At 67.2% G+C, this 22,623-nt stretch carries 19 protein-coding genes; 9 read left to right on the forward strand and 10 right to left on the reverse strand.

Features of this window, described 5'->3' with window-relative positions; all coding sequences use genetic code 11:
• Positions 1–6: 6 nt before the first annotated feature.
• The 4 genes from eutC to U1H82_RS17255 are packed head-to-tail and all read right to left on the reverse strand — an operon-like array spanning position 7 to position 4,244.
• Positions 7–762 (reverse strand): ethanolamine ammonia-lyase subunit EutC, encoded by a 756-nt coding sequence (eutC, locus tag U1H82_RS17240; protein WP_322966203.1) that lies wholly within the window; start codon positions 760–762, stop codon positions 7–9.
• A 2-nt stretch (positions 763–764) separates the two neighbouring features.
• The gene (locus tag U1H82_RS17245; RefSeq protein WP_322966204.1) at positions 765–2,153 is read right to left on the reverse strand and encodes an ethanolamine ammonia-lyase subunit EutB; all 1,389 of its coding nucleotides are present in this window, start codon (positions 2,151–2,153) and stop codon (positions 765–767) included.
• Positions 2,154–2,163: 10 nt separating this feature from the next.
• Positions 2,164–3,051, reverse strand: a complete 888-nt coding sequence (locus tag U1H82_RS17250) for a proline iminopeptidase-family hydrolase (RefSeq protein WP_322966206.1) — start codon at positions 3,049–3,051, stop codon at positions 2,164–2,166.
• Positions 3,048–4,244: an MFS transporter gene (locus tag U1H82_RS17255; protein ID WP_322966207.1), complete on the reverse strand. Its 1,197-nt coding sequence runs from the start codon at positions 4,242–4,244 to the stop codon at positions 3,048–3,050. Before U1H82_RS17255 ends, U1H82_RS17250 begins: the two co-directional genes overlap by 4 nt.
• Before the next feature lie 268 nt (positions 4,245–4,512).
• On the opposite strand from U1H82_RS17255, the gene U1H82_RS17260 reads away from it, so the two are divergent.
• The 7 genes from U1H82_RS17260 to U1H82_RS17290 all read left to right on the forward strand — a co-directional run bounded on the left by U1H82_RS17260 (position 4,513) and on the right by U1H82_RS17290 (position 11,986).
• A complete protein-coding gene (locus U1H82_RS17260; protein ID WP_322966208.1) occupies positions 4,513–5,127 on the forward strand; it encodes a glutathione S-transferase family protein in 615 nt (204 codons plus the stop codon).
• A gap of 165 nt (positions 5,128–5,292) precedes the next feature.
• Positions 5,293–8,310, forward strand: a complete 3,018-nt coding sequence (locus U1H82_RS17265) for a TonB-dependent receptor plug domain-containing protein (protein ID WP_322966209.1) — start codon at positions 5,293–5,295, stop codon at positions 8,308–8,310.
• A 166-nt stretch (positions 8,311–8,476) separates the two neighbouring features.
• On the forward strand, positions 8,477–9,523 hold the full coding sequence (locus U1H82_RS17270) for a glycosyltransferase family 2 protein (RefSeq protein WP_322966210.1): 1,047 nt from the start codon (positions 8,477–8,479) through the stop codon (positions 9,521–9,523).
• Between the two features lie 5 nt (positions 9,524–9,528).
• Entirely contained in the window at positions 9,529–10,509 is a 981-nt protein-coding gene (locus U1H82_RS17275; RefSeq protein WP_322966211.1) for an acyl-CoA dehydrogenase family protein, read from the forward strand.
• Entirely contained in the window at positions 10,506–11,159 is a 654-nt protein-coding gene (locus U1H82_RS17280; RefSeq protein ID WP_322966212.1) for a PIG-L deacetylase family protein, read from the forward strand. The genes U1H82_RS17275 and U1H82_RS17280 overlap by 4 nt, the downstream gene beginning before the upstream one ends.
• Positions 11,156–11,749, forward strand: coding sequence for a class I SAM-dependent methyltransferase (locus U1H82_RS17285; protein WP_322966213.1), 594 nt, complete (start codon positions 11,156–11,158; stop codon positions 11,747–11,749). Before U1H82_RS17280 ends, U1H82_RS17285 begins: the two co-directional genes overlap by 4 nt.
• Positions 11,750–11,797: 48 nt before the next feature.
• Positions 11,798–11,986 (forward strand): hypothetical protein, encoded by a 189-nt coding sequence (locus U1H82_RS17290; RefSeq protein WP_322966214.1) that lies wholly within the window; start codon positions 11,798–11,800, stop codon positions 11,984–11,986.
• A gap of 29 nt (positions 11,987–12,015) precedes the next feature.
• On the opposite strand, the gene U1H82_RS17295 is transcribed toward U1H82_RS17290, so the two are convergent.
• From U1H82_RS17295 to U1H82_RS17315, 5 genes are read right to left on the reverse strand one after another with little or no spacing between them, the layout of a single operon-like run.
• Positions 12,016–13,260, reverse strand: a complete 1,245-nt coding sequence (locus U1H82_RS17295; protein WP_322966215.1) for an MFS transporter — start codon at positions 13,258–13,260, stop codon at positions 12,016–12,018.
• Complete coding sequence (locus U1H82_RS17300; protein WP_322966216.1) at positions 13,257–13,802, reverse strand: cytochrome b; 546 nt, start codon at positions 13,800–13,802, stop codon at positions 13,257–13,259. Before U1H82_RS17300 ends, U1H82_RS17295 begins: the two co-directional genes overlap by 4 nt.
• Positions 13,799–15,214 (reverse strand): efflux transporter outer membrane subunit, encoded by a 1,416-nt coding sequence (locus U1H82_RS17305; protein ID WP_322966217.1) that lies wholly within the window; start codon positions 15,212–15,214, stop codon positions 13,799–13,801. The genes U1H82_RS17300 and U1H82_RS17305 overlap by 4 nt, the downstream gene beginning before the upstream one ends.
• A 2-nt stretch (positions 15,215–15,216) precedes the next feature.
• Entirely contained in the window at positions 15,217–18,324 is a 3,108-nt protein-coding gene (locus U1H82_RS17310; protein ID WP_322966218.1) for a multidrug efflux RND transporter permease subunit, read from the reverse strand.
• A 3-nt stretch (positions 18,325–18,327) separates the two neighbouring features.
• The gene (locus tag U1H82_RS17315) at positions 18,328–19,461 is read right to left on the reverse strand and encodes an efflux RND transporter periplasmic adaptor subunit (RefSeq protein WP_322966219.1); all 1,134 of its coding nucleotides are present in this window, start codon (positions 19,459–19,461) and stop codon (positions 18,328–18,330) included.
• Positions 19,462–19,586: 125 nt separating this feature from the next.
• Between U1H82_RS17315 and U1H82_RS17320 the strand changes: the two genes are divergently transcribed.
• Entirely contained in the window at positions 19,587–20,264 is a 678-nt protein-coding gene (locus U1H82_RS17320; protein WP_322966220.1) for a response regulator, read from the forward strand.
• A complete protein-coding gene (locus tag U1H82_RS17325; protein ID WP_322966221.1) occupies positions 20,261–21,325 on the forward strand; it encodes an ATP-binding protein in 1,065 nt (354 codons plus the stop codon). Before U1H82_RS17320 ends, U1H82_RS17325 begins: the two co-directional genes overlap by 4 nt.
• 109 nt (positions 21,326–21,434) lie before the next feature.
• On the opposite strand, the gene U1H82_RS17330 is transcribed toward U1H82_RS17325, so the two are convergent.
• A complete protein-coding gene (locus U1H82_RS17330; RefSeq protein WP_322966222.1) occupies positions 21,435–22,607 on the reverse strand; it encodes a glycoside hydrolase family protein in 1,173 nt (390 codons plus the stop codon).
• Between the last annotated feature and the right edge of the window lie 16 nt (positions 22,608–22,623).

Below are 22,623 nucleotides of genomic sequence, written 5' to 3' on the forward strand. Positions count from 1 at the left end.
TTGAGCCTATCCCTCGATGACGGGCGACGCGTGATCGTCGCGCAGGTCCTTCAGCGAGACGCCGGTCGCATGGCCCAGGCGGACCTGCCGCATCAGCCAGAGGATCGTATCGGCCGCCGCGCGATAGGATAGACCATGTGGCGGTCGGATATTGGAGATGCAGTTGCGTTCGCTGTCGCGCCGCCCGACGCGGGGCGATGCGGTCAGATAGGCGCCCAGGCTGTCGGGCGAACTGAGGCCCGGCCGCTCGCCGATCAATACCAGCACCATCGCCGCGCCGAGCGCCTCCCCGACCTCGTCCCCCAGCGCCACCCGCGCCTGTCGCGCGATGATGGGCGGTGCGATGCGCCAATCCGGCAGTGCCTGCCCGATCAGCTCGACCATCGCCGCGCCGTGCGCCTGGACGGCGGCGGCCGACAACCCGTCCGCCAGGACGATCGCCAGGTCGAAGCCGCTTTCGTGGCGCTTCAGAACCGCCTTGGACTCAGCATCCAGTCGCCGCCCCAGATCGGGGCGGGTCAGATACCGAGTGCGGTCGGTCGCCTGGCTGTTCACGACGATCGGCGGCTGGGAAAGCGCGGCGGCGATCCGATCCGGGTCGATCGCGCCGTGCACCGCATCGCGGGCGCGGGCATGGTCCCACTGGAACGCCAGCATCGGCCGCGTGGGCAGTGCGTGCCCCGCACGTTCCAGTCCGATCCGCGCCTGGGTCGCAGCGCGCAGCCAGGCGACGGGATCACGCCGGTCCTGCTCGCCCGCCATCGTCAGCCCCCTCCCGGTTTGGGCAGGGAGAGGAGGCGTGCGCCGTCTTCCAGCGTTCTTGGCCGGGGCGCGTCATCCTCGTCCGCCAGCCCCATCGCCTGCAACCAAGCCGCGAATTCCGGGGCGGGCCGCCGACCCAGCAGATGGCGGATATATAGTGCGTCGTGGAAACTGGTCGATTGATAATGGAGCATGATGTCGTCCGATCCGGGCACCCCCATCACGAAATTCACCCCCGCAACCCCCAATAGCGTCAGGAGATTGTCCATATCGTCCTGGTCCGCATCGGCGTGGTTGGTGTAGCAGACATCCACCCCCATCGGCAGGCCGAGCAGCTTGCCGCAGCAATGATCCTCCAGCCCGGCGCGGATGATCTGCTTGCCGTCATAGAGATATTCGGGCCCGATAAAGCCGACGACGCTGTTGACCAGGAACGGATCGAAGGCGCGGGCCACCGCATAGGCGCGGACCTCCATCGTCTGTTGGTCGACCCCGTGATGCGCGTTCGCCGACAGCGCCGAGCCCTGTCCCGTTTCGAAATACAGGCATTGCTGTCCGATCGTGCCGCGTTTCAGCGATGCGGCGGCGTCGCGGGCTTCGGCCAGCAGCGACAGGGTGATGCCGAAACCCGCATTGGCCGCCTCGGACCCGGCGATCGACTGGAAGACCAGGTCGACCGGCGCGCCGCGTTCGATCGCGGCGATGCTGGTCGTGACATGGGCCAGGACGCAGCTTTGCGTCGGGATGGCATAGCGTTCGCGCAAGCCGTCGAGCAGGTGCAGCAGTTCGATCGTACCCGCCAGATTGTCACGGGCCGGATTGATGCCGATCATCGCATCGCCGCAGCCCATCAACAGCCCGTCGAGCGTCGAGGCGGCAATCCCGGCGGGGTCGTCGGTCGGATGATTGGGCTGCAACCGCACGCCCAGCGTGCCCGGCTGGCCCATGGTGCTGCGAAACCGGGTGACGACGCGGATCTTGGCGGCGATTGCGATCAGATCCTGGTTGCGGCACAGCTTCGACACCGCCGCCGCCATTTCGGGGGTGATGCCGGGCGAGACGGCCGCGATCGCGTCGCCGTCCGTCTCGTCGGACAACAGCCATTCGCGAAAGCCACCGACGGTCAGATGGGCGATCCGAGCGAAAGCGACCGCATCATGGCGGTCGACGATCAGCCGCGTCACCTCGTCCTGTTCATAGGGGATGACCGGATGGTTCAGGATTTCGCGGAGCGGCAGGTCGGCCAGGATATGACGCGCCGCCACCCGCTCGGTCGCATGGTCCGCCGCGATGCCCGCCAGCACATCGCCCGAGCGTAGCGGCGAGGCGGCGGCGAGCAGCGCGGCAATATCCCGAAAGCGATAGCGTGTGCCGCCCAAATCTATCGCCATTTGCATCGGGTCAGCGCCGGCCCGTCACATGGTCGAGAAAGCCGGTCAGGACCGCGAAATAGGCCTCCGGCTCTTCATAGAAGGGCATGTGCGAACTGTTGGGGAAGACATGGATGCGCGAGTTCGGCATGGCGCGGTGCATCTTCTCCGAACAGGCCGGGGTCAGTTCGTCATGCGCGCCGGTCAGGACCAGCGCGGGCGCGGTGATCCGGTGCATGGCGGGGATACGGTTCCAGTCGGTCATGTTGCCGGTGAAGGTGAACTCATTGGGCCCCTGCATCGTATGATAGGGCCCCATATTCCAGTCGGCGAGCGCCTGCGTCAACGGCTCCGGCCATTCTTTCAGGCGGCAGACATGGCGATAGTTCAGGATGGTGATCGCCGCCTGATATTCGGGGTGATCCATGGTCCCGGCGGCTTCGTGCGCGGCCATCATCGTCACCGTTTCATGACCCAGGCCCAGCTTCAGCCGCTTCAGTTCCTCGACCAGATGCGGGATGTCGCAGGCGCCATCGGCCAGGATCAGGCTGGCGAGCCGGTCGGGATGGGTCAGTGCATATTCGGTGCCGAGCCAAGTGCCCCAGCTATGGCCGAGGAAGTGGACCTTCTCGACCTCGAAGGCGGCGCGCACGATATCGGCCTCATCGACGTAGCGTGCCAGCGTCCATAGCTTTGTGTCCTGCGGCCGATCGGAGGCGCCGCAGCCCAGTTGGTCCCAGGTGATGACGCGGTATCCCGCCGCGACCAGACGGGCATGGGGGGCTCGGAGATACAGGCTGGGCAGGCCCGGCCCGCCATTGGCCAGCATGACGACCTCCGGCCCCTCGCCATAAGAATAACCAACGACCGCATGGCCGTCGCCGAGGGGGATGGAGCGGATGTCCGGCGTGCCCGTCATGCGAGGCCTCCTTCGGTCAGGGGGGTGATGGCTTGCCGACGCCGGTGGCGGACCCAGAGCAGCGTGGCGAGGGCGATGACCGCACAGGCGGCAAGCGATGCCGCCGCGTCGGTCGCCAGCATCAGGTCCAGCCCGCCCCGGTCGAAGGCTTGCCCATCGACCGCCTGCATATAGGAAATCGGCAGGCAGGTGGCGGCCTGGAGAAAGGCGAATTGCGTCGCGGCCAGCGGATTGTCCTGGCCGATCGTGCGGAAGACGATCGTGCTTTCGACCGCGAAGGCCACCGCCTGGAAGATGTTCTGGCCGAACAGCGCCAGCGCGAAGGTCATCGGCGTACGCGGCAGCCCGATCAGCGACAGGGTGAAACAGGCCCCCAGCGTCCCGATCGCCAGATAGAGGATCAGCGGCTCGATCCGCTTGACCAGTGCCGGTACGAACAGGGTGCCGACGATCCCGGCCGCCGTCACGCCCAGCCCCGCCATGGCCGCGACGAACGTCTCCGACGCGCCGAACCGTGCGCCCAGGCCCCCCAGCGTGTTGGTCAACGCGAAGGAAGATGCGGGCAGGCAGAAGAGGAACAGGGTGCGCAGCACGACCCGGCTGCGCAACAAGGCGAGCAGGTCGCGGCCCAGTGTATGAAAGCTCTCCTTCGCGCCCCGCCGTTCAACCGGGGCGGTGGGAATGAACGGCAGCAGCAGCAACGGGACGAGGATCAAGGCCCCGCAGGCCAGCGCGCCGGGAAGGCCGGGCAGGTGGTGCAGGAACAGGATGAACAGGATGGCGCCGATCCCGAACCCGGCGACATTGCCCGCCGTGAATCCCGCGGCCAGTCGCCCAGCCTGCTCATGCGGCACGACCGATCCGAGCCAGCCGCCCAGCGCGTTATAATAGAGGTTGGCGCTCAGAAAGCCGAGGAAAAGGAGAGGCGCCAGCCATTCCAGGCGATCCAGATGGGTGAGTGCCACAACGCCCAGACAGGCAGTCGCCATACCGAAGACGACCGCATAGGTTCGCCGATCGAAGCGGACATCCAGGATCGGCGCAAACAGGAAACCGGCAAAGGTCGGGATCAAGGCGAAAGCGGTGATCGATGAAATGAACAGCTGCGACACGCCAGCCGCCGCCAATCGCTGCGGCACGGTCATCAGACACAGGGCACCGAACAGGCCGAAAGTCAGGTTCGCCAGACCCATAAGGGCAGGGGGAAGCCGATACCGTTTCGCGTTGTCCAATATCCCGACCCTGATCAACCACAACTCGATCCGATCAGGGTACAACGTTATATGGTATATTGTAAGGCTGGGTGGGCGAAATGCGCCATTCTCCTGCGAAATTCGCTGAGTTTGTAAGTCTTTCATATAGATAGTCTCCGATCCGATCGCTCCGGCTATGGTGCTGCGACATATTGGTTCGAGGCCGGGTCGAAACGCCGAGCGTTTCTGCGGCGGACAGGGGAGAGCGATGAAGCTATACGGAGTGCCGGGCTGGGGCTCGGCGATCGTCGAGGCGATGCTCGCACTGGTCGGCGAGCCCTATGATTTCGTCGATGTGGACGGGTTCGATCGTCCAGGCGAAGCACAGGATAGACTCGCGGCGGTCAACCCGTTGCGGCAAGTGCCCGCGCTGGTGCTGGACGATGGCGACGTACTGACCGAAACCGCCGCGATCGCGCTGTGGCTGGCGGATCGGCATGCGGGGCTGGCGCCGCCATCGGGGACGACCGAGCATCCCCACTTCCTGCGTTTGCTGATCTGGATCGTGGCGAACGTCTATCCGACCTTCACCTATGGCGATTACCCGGAGCGCTGGGCCGCTTCGGCGCCGGACGAACTTCGCGCCGCCACCAACGCCCATCGCGAGCGCCTCTATCATTGGCTGGAGGATCAGGTCGTCGGCCCCTATCTGCTGGGTGAGCAGCCATCGGCGCTGGATTGCTATGCGGCGGTGATGATCGACTGGCGGCCGCAGCGCGAATGGTTCGCCCAGAATACACCCCGGCTTTTCGCCGCCGCCATGCGCATGCGCCGCGATTCCCGAATGGCGGCGGTGATGGCGCATAATCGGCTGGGCTTCTGACGGCCGGACCGCTTTGTGAACCGATCGGGTGAAAGCAGTGTCAGAAATCGTGCCAGAAATGTCACGGTTTCGATCAATTTTCGGCCTAAGTCTTTGATGGGGTTGTGATCTGCACGGATGACGGTTTTTGGTCAACTTAATGAACAAGCGTATCAGGGAGTTGACATGAAGCGGATATCATTGGCCTCCGGCGTGGCGGCGATGGCCGTTGCGATTGCGAGCCTGTCGAGCGCGGCCCAGGCGCAGGACACCGCGCCCCCCCCGTCGCAGGCCGATGCGAACCTGCCCGGTGGCAGCCAGGCGACCGGCGCGGCGCAGGACGCGTCCGACACCGCCCAGTCCGGTGCGTCGCAGGGCAGCGAAGTCGTGGTAACCGGATCGCGCATCCGTCGCCAGGACTTCTCCACCCCCAGCCCGATCGTCTCGCTCGACCAGAAGACGTTCGAGGCGCAGGGCACGACCAATGTGACCGACTTCCTGCGCGCCTATCCCGCGCTCGTCGGATCGGGCAGCTCGGCCAATTATTCGGGCAGCCGCGCAGGCATCGGTGAGACCGGCCTCAACACGCTCGACCTGCGTAATCTGGGCCGTCAGCGGACGCTCGTGCTGGTCGATGGGCGCCGTCACGTCTCGGGCATTCCCGGCGAGCAGTCGGTCGACATCAACACGATCCCGACCGATCTGATCGAGGGCGTCGATATCCTGACCGGCGGCGCATCGGCGATCTATGGCGCCGATGGCGTGTCGGGCGTGGTCAATTTCCGCCTGAAGCAGAATTTCGACGGGCTGAGCGTTCGCGGACAGACCGGCATTTCGGACCGGGGGGACTCGGGTCAGCGGCTGGTCGCGGTCACGGCGGGTCGCAACCTGGCGGATGGACGCGGCAACATCGCCGCGGCCTATCAATATTCGATGGAAGACCGGCTGCAGGCCAAGCAGCGCCCGCAATATGGGCAATATGCCTTCCCGGTCTTCACCCGTAATCCCAACGGCACCGTGCCCGCGCGCATTCCGATCACCGATGCGCGCTATTATGGCACCTCGCCCGACGGTGCGGTGGATGTCGATGGTGACGGCGTGCCCGATTTCACCGGCACCGGTGCGGTCTATGACAATGGCACCGCCTATCCCGGCGGCTATGCGGTCGGCGGCTCCAGCACGCCGGTATCGCGCTATCTGAACGATCTTCAGCCGCAGATCGAACGTCATATCGCCAATCTCCTGGGCCATTACGACGTCAGCGACACGGTCACCGTGTTTGCCGAGGCGAAATATGCGACGACCAAGTCCTATTCGCTGGGTCAGCCGACCTTCGACTACAACCTGCTGATCCAGGCGGATAATCCGTATCTGCCCGCCAATATCCGCTCGGCGATCGATCCGGCGATCGGCGGCGCGCTGGTCAACCGCGACAATTTCGACCTGGGCTTGAACGGCAACGGTCAGCGTGGCGAGAGCATCAAGCGCGACACCTATCGCACCGTCATCGGCCTGCGCGGCGACCTGGAGGACAAGACGCATTACGAAGTGTCCTATGTCTTCGGGCGGACCGATGTGCGCAGCCGCTACACCAACGACATCTATTCGGATCGCTTCTTCGCCGCGCTCGACGCGGTGCGGGACCCGGCGACCGGGCAGATCACCTGCCGCGCCAATCTCGATCCCAACTGGACGCCGAACCAGCCTTATTCGAGCGGGCGCACCGTGTTGCCGCGCACCACGTTCCAGCCGGGCCAGTGCCGTCCGATCAACATCCTGGGCGAGGGGCTGTCTGATCCGGCGGGGATCGCCTTCATCCTGGCGCCGACCACCGACCGGTCGAGCATCGAGCAGCATGTCGTGTCCGCTTCGGTCAGCGGCGATTTCAGCCGCTTCTTCGAGCTGCCCGGCGGTCCGCTCGCTTATGCGTTCGGTGCGGAATATCGCAAGGAGATCAGCCGCTTCACGCCCGATCCCATCGAGCAGCAGGGCCTGACCTTCACCAACGCGCTCAGCCCGACGCGTGGCGCGTTTGACGTGAAGGAGGTGTTCGCCGAGCTGAACGCCCCGATCGCCAAGAACATACCCTTCGTGCATAACCTGGAGCTGGGGGCGGCGATCCGTCTTTCGGATTACTCGACGATCGGTCGCGCGACGACGTGGAAGGTCGACGGCATGTATTCGCCGATCCAGGACATCACCTTCCGAGGCACCTATTCGGTGGCGATCCGCGCGCCCAATATCGGCGAGCTGTTCGGCGGCCGGTCGCAGACCTACTCCTTCTTCACCGAAGACCCCTGCATTCCGGCCAATACCGGCAATGGCAGCCAGTATCGCGCCGCCAACTGCCGGACGCTGCTCCAGAGCCTGGGCGCCAATCCGGCCACCTATAACGACAACCGGTCGATCAATATCGCCGGTACGTCGGGCGGCAATCCGCTGCTGCGGGAGGAAGAGGCCAATACCTGGACTGCCGGTCTCGTCTTGGCGCCGCGCTTCCTGCCGGGGCTGTCGGTCTCGGCCGACTGGTATGACATCCGCCTGAAGAACGCGATCAACACGGTCTCGCCGATCCAGCTGGCCCAGCTGTGCGTCGACTCGCCGACGCTCGACAACCCGTTCTGCGGCGCGATCACGCGGCAAAATGGTGCGGGCACCGGCGTCACCCAGGCGGGCAACGTCATCGGCTTCAGCGTGGCGCCCCAGAATGTCGCCTCGTTCCAGACCGCCGGCCTGGACCTCAACCTGAACTGGCGTTTGCCGACCGCCAATCTGGGGCAGTTCAACCTGCAGGTGAACGGCAACTATCTCGACAAGCTGCTGTTTGTCGGCGTGCCGGGCGCCCCCCCGACCGACTATCGCGGTACGTCCGCCAACTATGCGCCAAAATATCAGGTGACGTCGAACCTCTCTTGGACCAAGGGCGTGCTGACCCTGAATTATGGTCTGCAATGGTTCGACAAGACGCTGCGCTACACCCGTGAAACCTCGGGCAGCAGCCCGGACTTCGTGGCGGCGCAATACTACTACATCAAGCCGCGCTGGGTGCATAACATCTATGCCAGCGTCAACGCCACCGAACAGTTCCAGTTCTATGGCGGTGTCAGCAACCTGTTTGATCAGCAGCCGGACTATGGTCAGACCATCTATCCCACCACGGCGGTGGGCCGCTTCCTGTTCGTAGGGGCGCGGGTGAAGATGTAAGGCAGAGATACCGGGCGGAGCGCCTCTTGCGCGAGGGGCCCGCCCGGTATGTCGATGTTCGGACGCGTTTCCCACCCTTGATATCCATCAAGCCGATATCCTGCGCCATGTCGTAGACCTACGATAATGATCGCGGCTCGCGGACCCTGCGGGGACTGAGCACGCCGTGCATGGGAGAACGGACCTGCTCGACACCCTGCCCGTCATCCTGTGCGTGCCCGCCCGGAATGAGGAAGCGATGTTGCCTGCGCTGTTGCAGGCACTGGCGGGGCTGACGGCGGGGACAACCGGACTGGAGCTGTGCGTCTATCTCGACGATTGTCAGGATGGCAGCGCGGCGTTGCTGGATCAGGCCGCAGTGACGCTGCCATTTCCTGTCACCATCGCGCATGGCGGCGGCGATGCCGAGCCGAATGCGGGCGCTGCCAGACGGGCGGCCATGGCGATGGGGCTGGAGCGGCTGGCCGGTCGCGAAGGGGTGTTGTTCACGACGGACGCCGACACGCTCCCGCATCCCGATTGGGTGGCGGCCGGATGCAGGGCGCTGGCGAAAGCGGAGATCGTCGCAGGCCGCATCGTGCGTGTCGATGCCGAAGCCGACCCCGATCAGTCGCGGATCGAGCGTTATTATGATCGCCTGCACCGCTATCGCCGGGTGCTCGACCCCGTGCCCTGGGAAGCGCGCGACACCCATCATTTCAGCGGCGGGGCCAATATGGCGATGCGCGCGTCCGCCTATCGCAGGATCGGCGGGTTCCGGCCGCTGGCTTCGGGCGAGGATGCGACCTTGCTCGACGATGCGGCGCGGGCGGGGCTTCGCGTCCGGCGTGATGGGGCGATGCTGGTGGAGACATCGTCGCGCCGCGAGGGGCGGATAGCGGGCGGGCTGGCTGGTATGTTGCGCGCGCTGGATGCGGGAGAGGCGCCGGCCATGGCCGATCCGCGCGGCGCCGCCTGGCAATGGCGGGCGCAGGCAGCGGCGCGGCGAAGCTATGCGATGATCGACCGGGTCGATGCGCGGGTCAGGCTGGGCAAGCGCATCGGTCTGACGGCGGACCATATATTGGGCGTCGCGCGCGACTGCCCCAATGCCGAGGCATTTGCGATGCGCGTCGTGCCAGCATCGCCCGCTTACCGCGCCATGGTGTCGCTCGGCCAAGCGGAGGACATTCTGACAGGATTGGAACGCGAATTGTGCGAGATCGCGGCGTGAACACCATGGCCGACCGTCTGAAGGCGGCGATCACGGCGGCGGGCTGGGCGACGGAACCCGGTGGTGATCCCATGACGGCGGCGGACTATCTGGCGCTGCTGGCCCCGCTCTACGACGTCGGTCGTCGCGATCTGCCGCTCGGCCGGTTGCTCGAGGGGCATGTCGATGCGGTGCAGATCGTGCAGCGCTACGGCTCGGCCCGGCAGGTCGATCGGCTGGCGCGCATCGTGGGGGAGGGCGCGACGCTGGGCGTCTGGAATGCCGCGCTGCCGGGTGAGCCGCTGCGGCTGGATGGCGATCGGTTGCGCGGTGGCAAGAGCTATGCCTCGGGGGCGGGCGTGCTGACCCATGCCCTGGTTACGGCGGAGGCGCCTGGTGGCACCCAGTTGCTGCTGCTCGACCTCGCGCGGGTTGTGCCGGTGATCGACCGCAACTGGTGGCGGGTCAGCGGGATGCAGCGCTCCGAGACGCATCAGGTCCGCTGGGATCACGCTCCGGTCGAGGATGAAGACCGGATCGGCACGCCCGATCTCTATGCGCGCGAGCCGTTTTTCAGTGGCGGTGCGCTGCGCTTCGTCGCGGTCCATGCCGGGGGCATAGCCGGGATTTTCGACCGGACCCGCGATCACCTGATCGAAACCGACCGTGCGGGCGACCCCTTTCAGGCGGCGCGGCTCGCCGAGCTGTTCGGGCTGGCCGAGGCGAGTGCGGCGATCGTGCGCCGCACGGCGACGCGGTGGTTCGAGGAAGAGGGCGAAGCGCGGCTGGCGCGGGTGGCGGCCGCGCGGCTTGCCGTGACCGATGCAGCCGAACGATCGATCGTGATCGCGCGCGAGGCGGTGGGCCTGGCCGGGCAGTTCCTGACGCATCCGCTCTCCGCGATGCTCGGCGACCTGTCGGTCTATCTGCGCCAGCCCGCCCCTGATGCCCAGCGGCTTCGTGTCGGGCGGGCGGTGCAGCAGCGCCTGCTGGTCCCGATGCTGTGAGGCTGGACCTGAAGACTGTCCGCCGGGCGGTCATCGTCGCGCCGCACCCGGATGACGAGATCATCGGCACGGCGGGTCTGATCCGTGCGCTGCGGGGGAAGGGGCGCGACGTTCGGGTGATCGTGGTCAGCGACGGCGCGGCCTCTCACCCCAACAGCCGACAATGGCCCAGCGCACGACTGATCGCGGCGCGACGGCGGGAAAGCCTGCAGGCGCTGGGCCGCCTTGGCGTGCGGCCTGACCGGGTGACGTTTCTGGGGCTGCCGGATGGCGGTCTGCCGGGGCGGCAGGACCTATGTCGCCGACAGCTGCGCCGCACGCTCCGGACCTATGGTGTCGTCGATCTGCTCGTCGGCCCGGCGGCGAGCGACGCGCATCCGGATCACCAAGCGGTGGCGAGGGCTCTGCGATCGGGCCGGGGTCGGGCCCGTCACCTGACCTATCAGGTCTGGCCACCGCAGCGTCGGGCCGGTCCGCGCTGCCATAAAGTGGTGATGCCCGGCGGTGTGGCGGCGAAGCGGTCGCTGATCCGGCTGCATCGGACGCAATTGGGGGCGATCAGGGACGACCCTGAGGGCTTCACGATCGCGCGCCACGAACTCGATGTCTTTGCGCATCCGGTCGAGCGTTTTGCCGAGGCGCGGCGATGAAGCCGATCGGGCTGGACGCCTTCGCCCAGAAATTCGCGGCGGATGCGGACCCATGGCGGACCTTCACCAGCCGCGACGAAGCGGTGAAGCGCGCCACGATCCTGCATGCGCTGGGGCCGGGGCCTTGGGGGCGTGTCCTGGAACTGGCCAGCGGCAACGGATCGAACAGCCGCAGCATCGCACCGGGTGCGCTTCGGCTCGATGCGGTCGAAGGGACGGCGGAGGGTACGCGACTGACGGCCGAGGCGATCGCGCCCTGGCCGCGCGGGCGGGCGATCCAGATGGCGCTGCCTGCCCGGTTTCCGCGCCCCACCTATGACGCGATCGTGATTGCCGAACTCCTCTATTATCTGTCGCCCCAGGCGATGAGGCGGATCGCCGCCAGTGTCGCGGAGACGCTGCGGCCCGGCGGGCGGCTGGTGCTGGCCCATCACCGGGTCGATTATTACGACTTCGCCCAACATGCGGCCGGGATACAGGCGCGCTTCCTCGACCTGACTGGCGGCGCGTGGCGGGTGCGGACGGTACGCCGCCGGTCGCGTTGGCACGTCATCGTTGCGTATCGCGACGAACCGCCCGGATGCCGTTGATCCATTCGGGCGGCCGGTGCGTTTAGGCGGCTCCATCAGGAGAGCGATATGCGCGACGACATCGATACCCCCGCCGAACCCCAGGGCTTTGGCGATCTGCCGATCCAGCCGACCGGATCGGGCGTGCAGGATCTGGAAGTCGCCTATGAGCAGATGCGTCTGAGCGAGACCGAGGCGGCCCCCATCGCCGAAGACAGCGGCGAGGCGATCGCCGAGAGCGAGGCACATCCAAGCTGAACCCGGCAGCCGCCGCCAAGCCGCGCGGGTCAGTCGGCGGTGCGCAGCGTGGTGGACAGGAATGCCAGCAGGCAGACGAGCGTGCCCAGGCCGCCGGTCAGCACGAACAGCCAGCGCACCCCGATCCATTGCCCAAGCGGTGCGGCGGCCAGCAGGCCGATCGGGGCGGCCAGTCCCATCAGCGTGCCGAGCAGGGCCAGCACCCGGCCCTGCATCTGGTTGGGCACCGTCGACTGGATCAGCGCGGTGAAGGGCGCATCGCCCAGGATGAAGGCCAGGCCGCTCAGCGCCCAGAAGATCGCCGCCAGCCAGAAGAGCGTGGGCGGCACCAGCGCGGTCAGCATCATCGTCACGCAGGACAGGGTGAACCCCCACAGCACCCAGGATACCAGCCGCCTGGGGACGATCGCCGCGACGACCATCCCGCCCAGGATCATGCCAGCCCCGCCGACGCTTTCGAGCAGCGCGACCTGTTGCGCGCCGCCCCCGAAATGATCCTTCACGAGCAGTGGTAGCAGGGTGAAGGTCGGCATGATGACCAGCACGACGGCGGTCAGCAGCGCGTAGATGCGCCGCAGCCGGGGATCGCGCCAGACAAGGCCGACGCCTTCACGAAATTCGGCCCATACACCGTTGGCCTGGTCGGGGCCTTTCGGGTGTTGCGGGACGGCGAAAATCAACAGCGGCACGATGCCCAGCACGGCGGTCGCGACATCGATCCACAGGGCCATGCCGACCGGCATCACCGCGATCGCCAGTGCGCCGAGCGGGGCGGCGGCGACGGTGACGATCCCCATCAACGTCTGCTCCAGGCCTGCCGCGCGCGACAGGAAGGCGGGCGGCACCAGCATGGCGACGCTGGCCGCCGACGCGGGCATCTGAAACGCCGCCGCCGCGCTGCGTACGAACATCGCGGTATAGATATGCCACAGCGCGACATGGCCGCCGAGGAACAGGGCGATCAGGATCACGATGCACAAGGCGCTGACGCCATCGGCGACGATCATCAGCATCCGGCGGCTATAGCGATCGGCGAAGGTGCCCCCGATCGGCCCCAGCAGCGCCTGTGGCAACAGCGCGACAAGGCCTGCGGTCGCGAGTGCGCCCAGATCGCCGGTCGTGTCGGTGATCCACCAGATCAGCACGAACTGCGTCAGGGCCGACCCGATCATCGACAATGACTGTCCGGCGAAGATCGACCAGAAGCGCCACTGCCAGCCAGGACCGGGGTCCAGGCCCGCCGGGACTTGCTCCATCGAAACGGTCCGGCTCATAGCATCCTGGGCAGCACGTCACTGTCGCGTCCACGATCGAGGAAACGGTGCTTGAGCACGCCCATGACATGCAGCGCGACCAGCGCCAGCAGGGTATAGGCCAACACCTTGTGCGCAAGCGCGAACAGCGCGAAGGCGCGGTCGTTCTTGGGCAGCAGTTCGGGCAGGTCGGTGACGAAGAACGGCACCCCATCGCTCTGGCTGAACGAACTGGACATGGCATAGCCCATCAGCGGCACGACGATCGCCAGTGCCAGCATCGCATATTGCACCATGCTCGACAGCATGACCTCCCACCGCGCCAGCCCGGCCGGGTGGCGGGGCCTGGCGGAACGGCGACGCACGACGAGTGCGAGGGTGCCGATCAGAAAGGCCAGCACGCCGAATTCCTTGTGGACGGGATACAGCCATTCGAACTTGGCGGGCATGGTGTCGGGCAGCACGGTCATCGTCCAGCCGAGCGCGATCAGGCCCAGGATCAGCGCGGCGCGCGTCCAGTGGAGCAGCCGCATCGGCAGGGTATAGCGGTCACGGCGGTTCATCGCGGCGTTCCTTGGGTTTCGGTATCGCCGCCGAGCGCACGGTAGAGCGCGGCGGCGGCGGTCAGTTGGTCGCGCCGGACGATCAGCGCGGTCTGGCGCGCGGCATAGGTGGCGCGCTGGGCGTCGAGCAACTCCAGACGGCTGGTCTGTCCGGCGCGATAGGCGAGGTCGGTCAGCTTGGCGCGTTGTTCGGCCTGGGTGACGACGGCGCGCTGCTCGGTCATCTGCCGTCCATAGGTTTGCTGTGCGGCAAGCCCGTCGGCGACTTCGCGAAAACCGGTCTGGATCGCCTTTTCATAGGTCGCGATGGCGGTCGAGCTGCGCAACCGGGCGAGGTCGAGATTACCGCGCAACTCGCCGCCGCGAAAGATCGGCAGGCTGATCGCGGGCGCATAGGACCAGGATCGGTTCGCCCCCTGGAACAGGCTGTCGAGTGCCAGGCTGGCGAAGCCGAAGGCGGCGGTCAGCGACACGCGCGGGAAGAAGGCCGCGCGCGCCGCGCCGATATCGGCATTGGCGGCGCGCAATTCCTGTTCGGCCTGGGCGATGTCAGGGCGACGGGCCAGCAGGTCCGAGGGCACCCCCGCCGCCAGCGCGGTGCGGATCGGCTGGTCCATCAGCGGGGTAGGCGGCAACAGGTTGGCCGGCAGCGGCGCGCCGACCGCCAGCGTCAGCGCGTTGGTCGCCTGCGCCAGTTCACGCTCGCGCTGTGCCAGATCGGCCTGCGCTTGCCGGACCAGCCCCTCGGCCTGCGCCAGATCGGCGCCGCTCGCCTGGCCTGCTTGCCTACGCAACCGGGTGATGTCGCGCGATGCCCGCCAATCGGCCAGCGTCGAGCGGGTCAGCGCCAGTTGCTCGTCGGCCAGCCGCTCGTTCCAATAGGCGTCGGCAACCGCGCCGATCACCGCCAGTCGTACCGCGCGCCGAGCCTCGACCGAGGCAAGCCAGCGGTGGAAGGCCGCCTCGTTCATCGCGCGCAGGCGGCCGAACAGGTCGACCTCGAAACTGGTTAGCGCGGCCTGGGCGCTGAACTGGCCAAATTCGAACCCGGTCGCCTCGCTCCCCGGCGTCAGGCCCACGCCTGCCCCGGCGACGCTGGCGGGCTGACGCTGGCGGGTATAGCCCGCATCGACATTGACGCCCGGCAGCGACTGGGCACGCTGCACCCGCACTTGCGCGCGGGCGGCCTCGGCATTCAGGGCAGCGATGCGCAGGTCGCGATTGGCGTCGAGCGACAGTGCGATCAGGCTCTGCAGTCGGGGATCGCCGAACATGCCGCGCCATTCGGGCAAGGCTTCGGTGCCGCCCGTCAGCGGGTACGCCTCGGCAACCGGCGGGGTCGGCAGCGTCAGCCGGGGCGTCATCGAACAGGCGGTGGTCGCCAGCAACAGGGTGAGGGACAGGTAGCGCATCGTCATGCCTCCTTGGTCCGGCGGGCGCGCCAGCGTTCGGCCAGGCCCACGACCACCACGAAGAAGGTCGGCACGAAGATCAGCGCCAGCACGGTGCCGGTGATCATGCCCCCGAACACGCCGGTCCCGATCGCACGCTGCGTCTCGGCGCTCGCCCCGCCCGCCAGCATCAGCGGCACGACGCCCAGCGTGAAGGCCAGGCTGGTCATCACGATCGGGCGCAGGCGTACCCTTGCAGCGGCGATGGCGGCGTCGATCAGGCTGCTTCCCGCCTCGCGATATTGCTTGGCGAATTCGACGATCAGGATCGCATTCTTGGCGCTCAGGCCGATGATAGTGATCAGGCCGACCTTGAAGAAGATGTCGTTCGACATGCCCCGGATCATCACCGCCGACACCGCGCCGATCAGGCCCAGCGGCACGACCAGCATCACCGCCATCGGGATCGACCAGCTTTCATAGAGCGCGGCCAGCACCAGGAACACGACCAGCATCGACAGGGCGAGCAGCATCGGCGCCTGCGCGCCCGCTTCGCGCTCCTGTCGCGACTGGCCGGTCCATTCGATGCCGAAGCCGGGCGGCAGTTCGGCGGCCAGCCGCTCCATCTCGCGCATCGCATCGCCGCTCGACACGCCGGGCGCGGCGCTGCCGGTGATGCTGACCGATGGATAGCCGTTATAGGTCGACAGCTGGAGCGGGCTGTTGCTCCATACCGGCGTGACCAGTTCGGCGAGCGCCACCGTGCCTCCGGCCGCGTTCTTCACGCGCAATTTCATCACATCGTCCAGGTTCATGCGGTGCGCAGGCTCGGCCTGCACGATCACCTGTTGCAACCGCCCCTTGTTGGGGAAGTCATTGACGTAACTGCTGCCGAGCGCGGTGCCGATCATGTCGCTGATCGCGGTGAACAGCACGCCCAGCGCGCGCGCCTTGGCCCGGTCGATGTCGAGCCGGACGCTGGTGCCGGACGGCAGCCCCTCGGCATAGACGCCGGTCAGCTTGGGGCTGCGCTGCGCATAGGCGACCAGCATGTCGCGGGCGGTGAACAGCGCGTGGCGGCCCTTGCCCGCCCGGTCCTCCAGCCGCAGCGCGAAGCCCGACGAGGTGCCGAGTTCGTCGATCGCGGGCGGCATGACGTTCATCACCAGCCCCTCATGCACGTCCCTGGCCATCGCGGCGTCGGCGGCGGCGACTTCCTTGGCGACATTGGTGCCAGCGCGGTCCTTCCAGTCCTTCAGCATCGTATAGACCATCGCGGCATTGGGGCCGGAGCCGGAGAAGCCGAAGCCCAGGATCGATTCCGTCGTCTCGACGCCGGGCCGGGTCGCCATATGCTTCTCGAGCGCCTTGACTGCCGCCAGCGTGCGGGCGGCGGTGGCGTCGGCGGGCAGCTGGAAGCTGGTCATGAAATAGCCCTGATCCTCCTCCGGCATGAAGGACGACGGCAGGTTGACGAAGACGATGGCCAGCATCCCGACGATCGCGACGAAGACCAGCATCATCCGCCCGCTCGCCTTCAAGAGCGTCGCGACCCAGCCCTGATAGCCGCGCGTCGCCCGGTCGAACTGGCGATCGAACCAGGTGAAGAAACGGTTCTTGGGCCGCTCCGCGTCCAGCGGCTTGAGCAGCGTGGCGCACAGCGCCGGGGTCAGGGTGAGCGCGAGGAAGGCGGAGAACAGGATCGATACCGCCATCGCCATCGAGAATTGGCGATAAATGGTGCCGACCGACCCGGCCGCCAGCGCCATGGGGATGAACACCGCCGACAGGACCAGCGTGATGCCGATGATCGCGGGGGTGATCTCCTGCATCGCCTTGCGCGTGGCATCGGCGGGGGAGAGCTTCTCCTCATGCATCAGCCGCTCGACATTCTCGACGACGACGATCGCATCGTCGACGATGATCCCGATCGCCAGCACCATGCCGAACATGGTCAGCACGTTGATCGAATAGCCGGTCGCCAGCATGACCGCGATCGTGCCGAGCAGCGCGATCGGCGCGACGATGGCGGGGATCAGCGTGTAGCGAACCTTTTGCAGGAACAGATACATGACGAGGAAGACGAGCAGCATCGCCTCGGCCAGCGTGTGCAGCACCTTCTCGATCGAGATGCGGACGAAGGGCGCGGTGTCGAACGGCGCGGACCAGCTCATGCCCGCTGGCAGGGAATGCGCGAGTTCGGCCATGCGCGTACGCACGGCCTTTGACGCGGCGACGGCGTTGGCGCCGGGGGTGAGCTGGATGCCGACCGAGGCGGCGAACTTGCCATTCTCGCGTGTGTCGTTGCCGAAGCTCTGTCGCCCCAGCTCGATCCGGGCGACCTTGTCGAGGGTGACGCTCGACCCGTCGGTATTGGCCTTCAGGATGATCGCAGCGAAATCCTCGGGCGTCTTGAGCTGGCCGTCAGCGGTCAGCGGGACCAGCACGCGCTGGCCGCCCGCGGTCGGCTCGGCCCCAAGCGAGCCGGGGGCGATCTGGACATTCTGCTCGGCGATTGCCGCCGTCACATCGGTCGCGGTCAGGCCATAGCCCGCCAGCTTGGCGGGATCGACCCAGATGCGCATCGCCCGCTCGGCCGAGAAGTTCTGGACGCGCCCGACGCCGGGGATGCGCTTCAGTTCGTCGACGATGTTGCGGGACATGTAATCGGACAGTTCGACCTCGTCCTGCCGCCCATCGGACAACAGGCTGACGATCATCAGAAAGCCCGACGAGGCGGACTCGACGGTGACGCCGGTCTGGCGCACCACCTGCGGCAGACGCGGCTCGATCGTCTTCAGCCGGTTCTGCACGTCGACCTGCGCCATTTCGGGATCGGTGCCGGGGCGGAAGGTCGCAGTGATCGTCGCCGAGCCCGAGGTATCGGCCGAACTCTCGAAATAGAGCAGGTTCTTCACGCTCGACAGCTCGCGCTGGACCAGCGAGACGACGCTGTCGTTCAATGTCTGTGGCGTGGCGCCGGGATAGGTGGCGAAGATGCTGACGGTCGGCGGCGCGACGCTGGGGAATCGGGCGACGGGCATTTGTGGGATGGCGATCAGGCCCATCAGGACGATCGCGATGGCGATCACCCAGGCGAAGATCGGGCGGTTGATGAAGAATTGCGCCATGGCTCAGCTCGCCGCGCCGCCGCGCCAGGGGCGCTGATTGACCGGGGTGCCGGGCTGGACGCGGTCCTGCCCCTCGACGATCACGGTTTCGCCAGCGCGCAGCCCCGACTGGATGATATAGCGGCCACCGACCAGCGGGCCGAGCGTGACGCGGCGCAGATGCACCCGGTCCTGCCCGCCGACGACGCTGACCTGCGGCGCGCCATCGCCCGTGCGGGTCACGGCCTGTTGCGGCACGGTCAGCGCGGCGGGCATCTTTGCCCGCGGCAGGCGGGCGCGGACGAACATGCCGGGTAACAGCCGCTCGCCGGGATTGGGCACCTCGACCCGCACCAGCGCATCGCCCGTACCCGGATCGACGGCGATCCCCGAAAACAGGATGCGGCCCTGCACCGGATGGTTCCGCCCCGACGCAGTGAGGATTTCGACCGGCCCGACGCCTGCACCCTGCGCGCGCAATTCGGCATAGCGTTCGGCGGGTTGTCGGACATCGACATAGACCCGGTCGATCTGCTGGATCGTCGCCATCGGCGTGGTATCCGCCGCCGTCACCAACGCCCCCTCGGTCACATTGGCCGGTCCGATCCGCCCGGCAATCGGCGCGGTGACGCGCGAAAAGCCCAGGTCGATCCGGCGGCGGCGAAGAGTGGCGCGCGCTTCGGCCAGTTCGGCGGCCGCCTGCGCGCGCGCGGCGACCGCGTCGTCATAGCTTTGGCGGCTGATCGCGTCGGCGGCGACCAGCGGCTTCAGCCGGTCGGCCTGCGCGCGGGCGCGGGCATAGGCGGCGCTGGCCTTTTGTACGGTCGCCTGCGCGGTGTCGGCATCGGCGCGGAAGGGGGCGGGGCTGATCTGGAACAGCATCTGCCCGGCGCGTACCGCCGCGCCCTGTTCGAACAGGCGGCGCTGGACGATGCCGCCGACCTGCGGGCGGATCTCGGCGGTGCGGAACGCCACGACGCGGCCCGGCAGTTCGTCGGCGGCGGTGACCTCGGCCGGTGTGACACGCATGGTCAGCACCGTGACCGGGTCCGCCGGGGCGGCGGGGGCTTCGGCGGAGCAACCGCTGAGCGAGGCCGCCATCACCATGACGATCGGCAGGGCGGGGAGCGTGCGGCAAGAGAGAGATCGACCCATCATGCCGCCGCCTATCCGCGCGGGTCGTTGCGCCTGCGTCGAGATTGTGTGGAGGTTTTGTGGAGGCGGGCTGGCGGCGTGCGGTGCGCCGCTGATAGGAACAGGGTCATGCTCAATGGACCCGCCGCATGAACCCGCTCGTCCTGATCGCCGAGGACGATCGCGATATCGCCGAGATCATTCGCGCCTATCTGGAGCGTGAGGGGTTCCGGACCGTCCATGCCGGTGATGGGCGCACCGCGCTCGACCTGCATCTCGCGTTGAAGCCCGACATCCTGCTGCTCGATATCTCGATGCCGATTATCGACGGCTGGGGCGTGCTGTCCGAAGTGCGGCGGCGGGGCAATATGCCGGTCGTCGTCACCACCGCGCTGGACCAGGACATCGACAAGCTCCAGGCGCTGCGCATCGGGGCCGATGATTATGTCGTCAAGCCGTTCAACCCGGTCGAGGTGGTCGCGCGGGTCAAGGCGGTGCTGCGCCGATCGGGCGGGGAGGGCGCGAACGGCGTGCTGCGGGTCGGCCCGGTCGAGATCGACACGACCGCGCATATGGTCCGCACCGAACGCGGCGAGGTGGCGCTGACCCTGACGGAGTTCCGTCTTCTCGCGCATATGGCCCGTACGCCGAGCCGGGTCTTCAGCCGCAGCGAACTGCTCGACGCCTGCCTGCCCGGATCGGACGCGCTCGACCGGACGGTCGACAGCCATGTCAGCAAGCTGCGCCGCAAGCTCGATCAGGCGGGGGTTCCCGATATGCCCGAGGGCGTGCGCGGTGTCGGATACCGGCTATGGTCGCGCGGATGACGAAGCGGATCAGCCTCACCCGGCAATTGTCGGTAGCGATGGCGACGCTGGCGCTGGTCGCGGTCGTGGTCAGCACGGCGGCCTTCTACATCGTCTATGCCGTGCTGGAGCGGCTGCGCATCGTCGCGCCGCTGCCGCCGGGGGTGGCCGATACCACCGGACTGGATGTCGGCATCACCCTGGCGGCCTGCGTCATCGGGGTGGTGCTGGCGCTGGCGGTCGCGGTGCGGCTGGCCCGGCGGATCGTGCAGCCGCTCGGCGCGGTGGGCGAGGCGGCGCGTCGGATCGCCGAGGGCGACCTGACCACCCGGATCGCGCCGGTCCGCGCCGCCCATGGCGAGGCGGCGCTGCTGATCGCCGATTTCAACGCGATGGCCGACCGGCTGCAACGCATGTCGGACGATGTGAAGCTGTGGAACGCGCAGATCGCACATGAACTGCGTACCCCGCTGACCATATTGCGCGGGCGGCTTCAGGGGGCCAAGGATGGCGTCTTCACCCTGGACGCGCAACTGGTCGACGGGCTGATGAAACAGGTCGAGGGCCTGACCCGGCTGGTCGAGGATTTGCGAAGCGTCAGCCTGGCGGATAGCGGGCGGCTGGAATTGATGCTGGGCGATGTCGATCTGGCGGCCGAATTGCGCGAGCTGGAACCGGCACTGGCGTTGATGCTGAAGCCTGCGGGGTTCGGCCTGGAACTGGTCCTGACCGCCGGGGTGGTGCGGGCGGACCCGACGCGTATCCGACAGGCGGTGATCGCGCTGGTCGACAATGCCCGCCGTCATGCTGATCCCTGCATCCTGCGGATTTCCGTGGCATTCACCGACAGGACGGCCGAGATCACGGTGTCCGATGACGGACCGGGGCTTCCCACCGGGTTCGAGGAGGACGCCTTTCGGCAGTTCGCACGCGGGGCGAGCCGCTCGGGCGGCTCCGGACTGGGGCTGGCGGTCGTACGAGGCATTGCGCGCGCGCATGGCGGCGAGGCGCGCTATCGCCGTACGGCGGAGCGGTCCGAGTTTCGCATCCTGCTGCCGCGTGCCGCGACAACCAGCCCATAGCGGATCGGGATTATCCGCCGGGCGTCAGGATCGAACTGTTGGGTGCGCCCTTGCCTTTCACGGCCCTACGATCGCAGGCCCGGCGTAAGAACGCACCCGGCGTTCCGCCTCATCCCGGCAGTTTGGCCAGATCGCGATCCATCGCCGCGCCGTCGAAGGGGACGACGATCACCTTGCTGCCATGGCCGTTCCCGCCGGTCTGCGCCTCTTTGGGGGTGTCGATGACCGAGAATGTCAGCGCCTTGACATGGCCATTCTCCATATACACCGCCGGGCGTTCCAGCTTGTTCCAGTGGTTGACCGTGCCGTCGCTATAGCGGAGGAAATCGGCGCCCGGTTCATAGGCCAGCCCCTGGAACCGCCAGCCCGTGATGCCGTCGCGCGAAATCAGGTGATAGGCGCGGCGATCGTCCCAATGATTGATGAGCATATGGTACCAGCCGCCGCTATGCCACAGCACCGGGTCCTCCAGCCGACCCAGATCATGCTGCGGCAGTCCCGGCAGCCCGAGGAAGACGCTCTTCCCCATGACCTTGTAGGGGCCGAGAATCCCCGATCGGCTGATGAGAATCTGGCCCGAGCGCTGCACCATCTCGAACCCGCCGTCCGGCCGGGGAATGATACTGACGTTCGAGGCGACCCATGGCTTGGGCGTCGGGCCGTTGTCGGGCGTATCGGTCGCGGTGAAGACGGAGCGGTAATCGCTCTGGTCGACGGTAATCTTGCCCAACAGCGTCCAGGGCCCGTCGATCGATTTGGACACGAACACCTGACCCGGCCGTGTCTCGCTGACGATCACGGCATAGCGGCCGTCGGGCAGCTTGAGCGGGGTGACATTATGGCCCAGCCCATCCCGGTCGGTCGGCCATAGCAGACCGCGATCCTTATAGGGGCCGTAGAGCGAATTGCTGATCGCACTCACCGCCAGCGATTTGGGCCAGGCACCATGACCGAGCGCCTGGTCCCAGCGGCTGGCGAACATGCGGTATCGCCCGTCCGGCCCCTTCAGGACGGGGCCGTCCCAATAATTCCACTTGGTCAGGCCTGGGTCTTCCAGCCCGTTGCCGGTGTCGCGCGGGCCGACCTCTGCCGCGCCCCAGACGCTTCGGCTGAGTGGGCGGATGATGGGCATGGGCTTGAAATAGGCGATGAAGGGCTTGGGCCCCAGCACCGGCAGCGCATTGCTGGCCGGCTTGGAGACTTGCGCCTGGGCAGGCACAGCCGAGCAGAGCATTGCCGCCGTCATGCCGACCATCCACCAGGTGCGGGCGTTTCCGAACATGTCTTATCCTCTTCCT

The organism is Sphingomonas fuzhouensis (assembly GCF_034659795.1).
Taxonomy (GTDB): domain Bacteria; phylum Pseudomonadota; class Alphaproteobacteria; order Sphingomonadales; family Sphingomonadaceae; genus Sphingomonas; species Sphingomonas fuzhouensis.

Coding starts and splice junctions, on each gene's coding strand:
- U1H82_RS17245 (WP_322966204.1), bottom strand. CDS start 2,153: ATGGCGATAGATTTGGGCGGCACACGCTATCGCTTTCGGGATATTGCC.
- U1H82_RS17300 (WP_322966216.1), bottom strand. CDS start 13,802: ATGAACCGCCGTGACCGCTATACCCTGCCGATGCGGCTGCTCCACTGG.
- eutC (WP_322966203.1), bottom strand. CDS start 762: ATGGCGGGCGAGCAGGACCGGCGTGATCCCGTCGCCTGGCTGCGCGCT.
- U1H82_RS17305 (WP_322966217.1), bottom strand. CDS start 15,214: ATGCGCTACCTGTCCCTCACCCTGTTGCTGGCGACCACCGCCTGTTCG.
- U1H82_RS17325 (WP_322966221.1), top strand. CDS start 20,261: ATGACGAAGCGGATCAGCCTCACCCGGCAATTGTCGGTAGCGATGGCG.
- U1H82_RS17265 (WP_322966209.1), top strand. CDS start 5,293: ATGAAGCGGATATCATTGGCCTCCGGCGTGGCGGCGATGGCCGTTGCG.
- U1H82_RS17260 (WP_322966208.1), top strand. CDS start 4,513: ATGAAGCTATACGGAGTGCCGGGCTGGGGCTCGGCGATCGTCGAGGCG.
- U1H82_RS17295 (WP_322966215.1), bottom strand. CDS start 13,260: ATGAGCCGGACCGTTTCGATGGAGCAAGTCCCGGCGGGCCTGGACCCC.
- U1H82_RS17315 (WP_322966219.1), bottom strand. CDS start 19,461: ATGATGGGTCGATCTCTCTCTTGCCGCACGCTCCCCGCCCTGCCGATC.
- U1H82_RS17320 (WP_322966220.1), top strand. CDS start 19,587: ATGAACCCGCTCGTCCTGATCGCCGAGGACGATCGCGATATCGCCGAG.
- U1H82_RS17290 (WP_322966214.1), top strand. CDS start 11,798: ATGCGCGACGACATCGATACCCCCGCCGAACCCCAGGGCTTTGGCGAT.
- U1H82_RS17330 (WP_322966222.1), bottom strand. CDS start 22,607: ATGTTCGGAAACGCCCGCACCTGGTGGATGGTCGGCATGACGGCGGCA.
- U1H82_RS17285 (WP_322966213.1), top strand. CDS start 11,156: ATGAAGCCGATCGGGCTGGACGCCTTCGCCCAGAAATTCGCGGCGGAT.
- U1H82_RS17275 (WP_322966211.1), top strand. CDS start 9,529: ATGGCCGACCGTCTGAAGGCGGCGATCACGGCGGCGGGCTGGGCGACG.
- U1H82_RS17250 (WP_322966206.1), bottom strand. CDS start 3,051: ATGACGGGCACGCCGGACATCCGCTCCATCCCCCTCGGCGACGGCCAT.
- U1H82_RS17255 (WP_322966207.1), bottom strand. CDS start 4,244: ATGGGTCTGGCGAACCTGACTTTCGGCCTGTTCGGTGCCCTGTGTCTG.
- U1H82_RS17310 (WP_322966218.1), bottom strand. CDS start 18,324: ATGGCGCAATTCTTCATCAACCGCCCGATCTTCGCCTGGGTGATCGCC.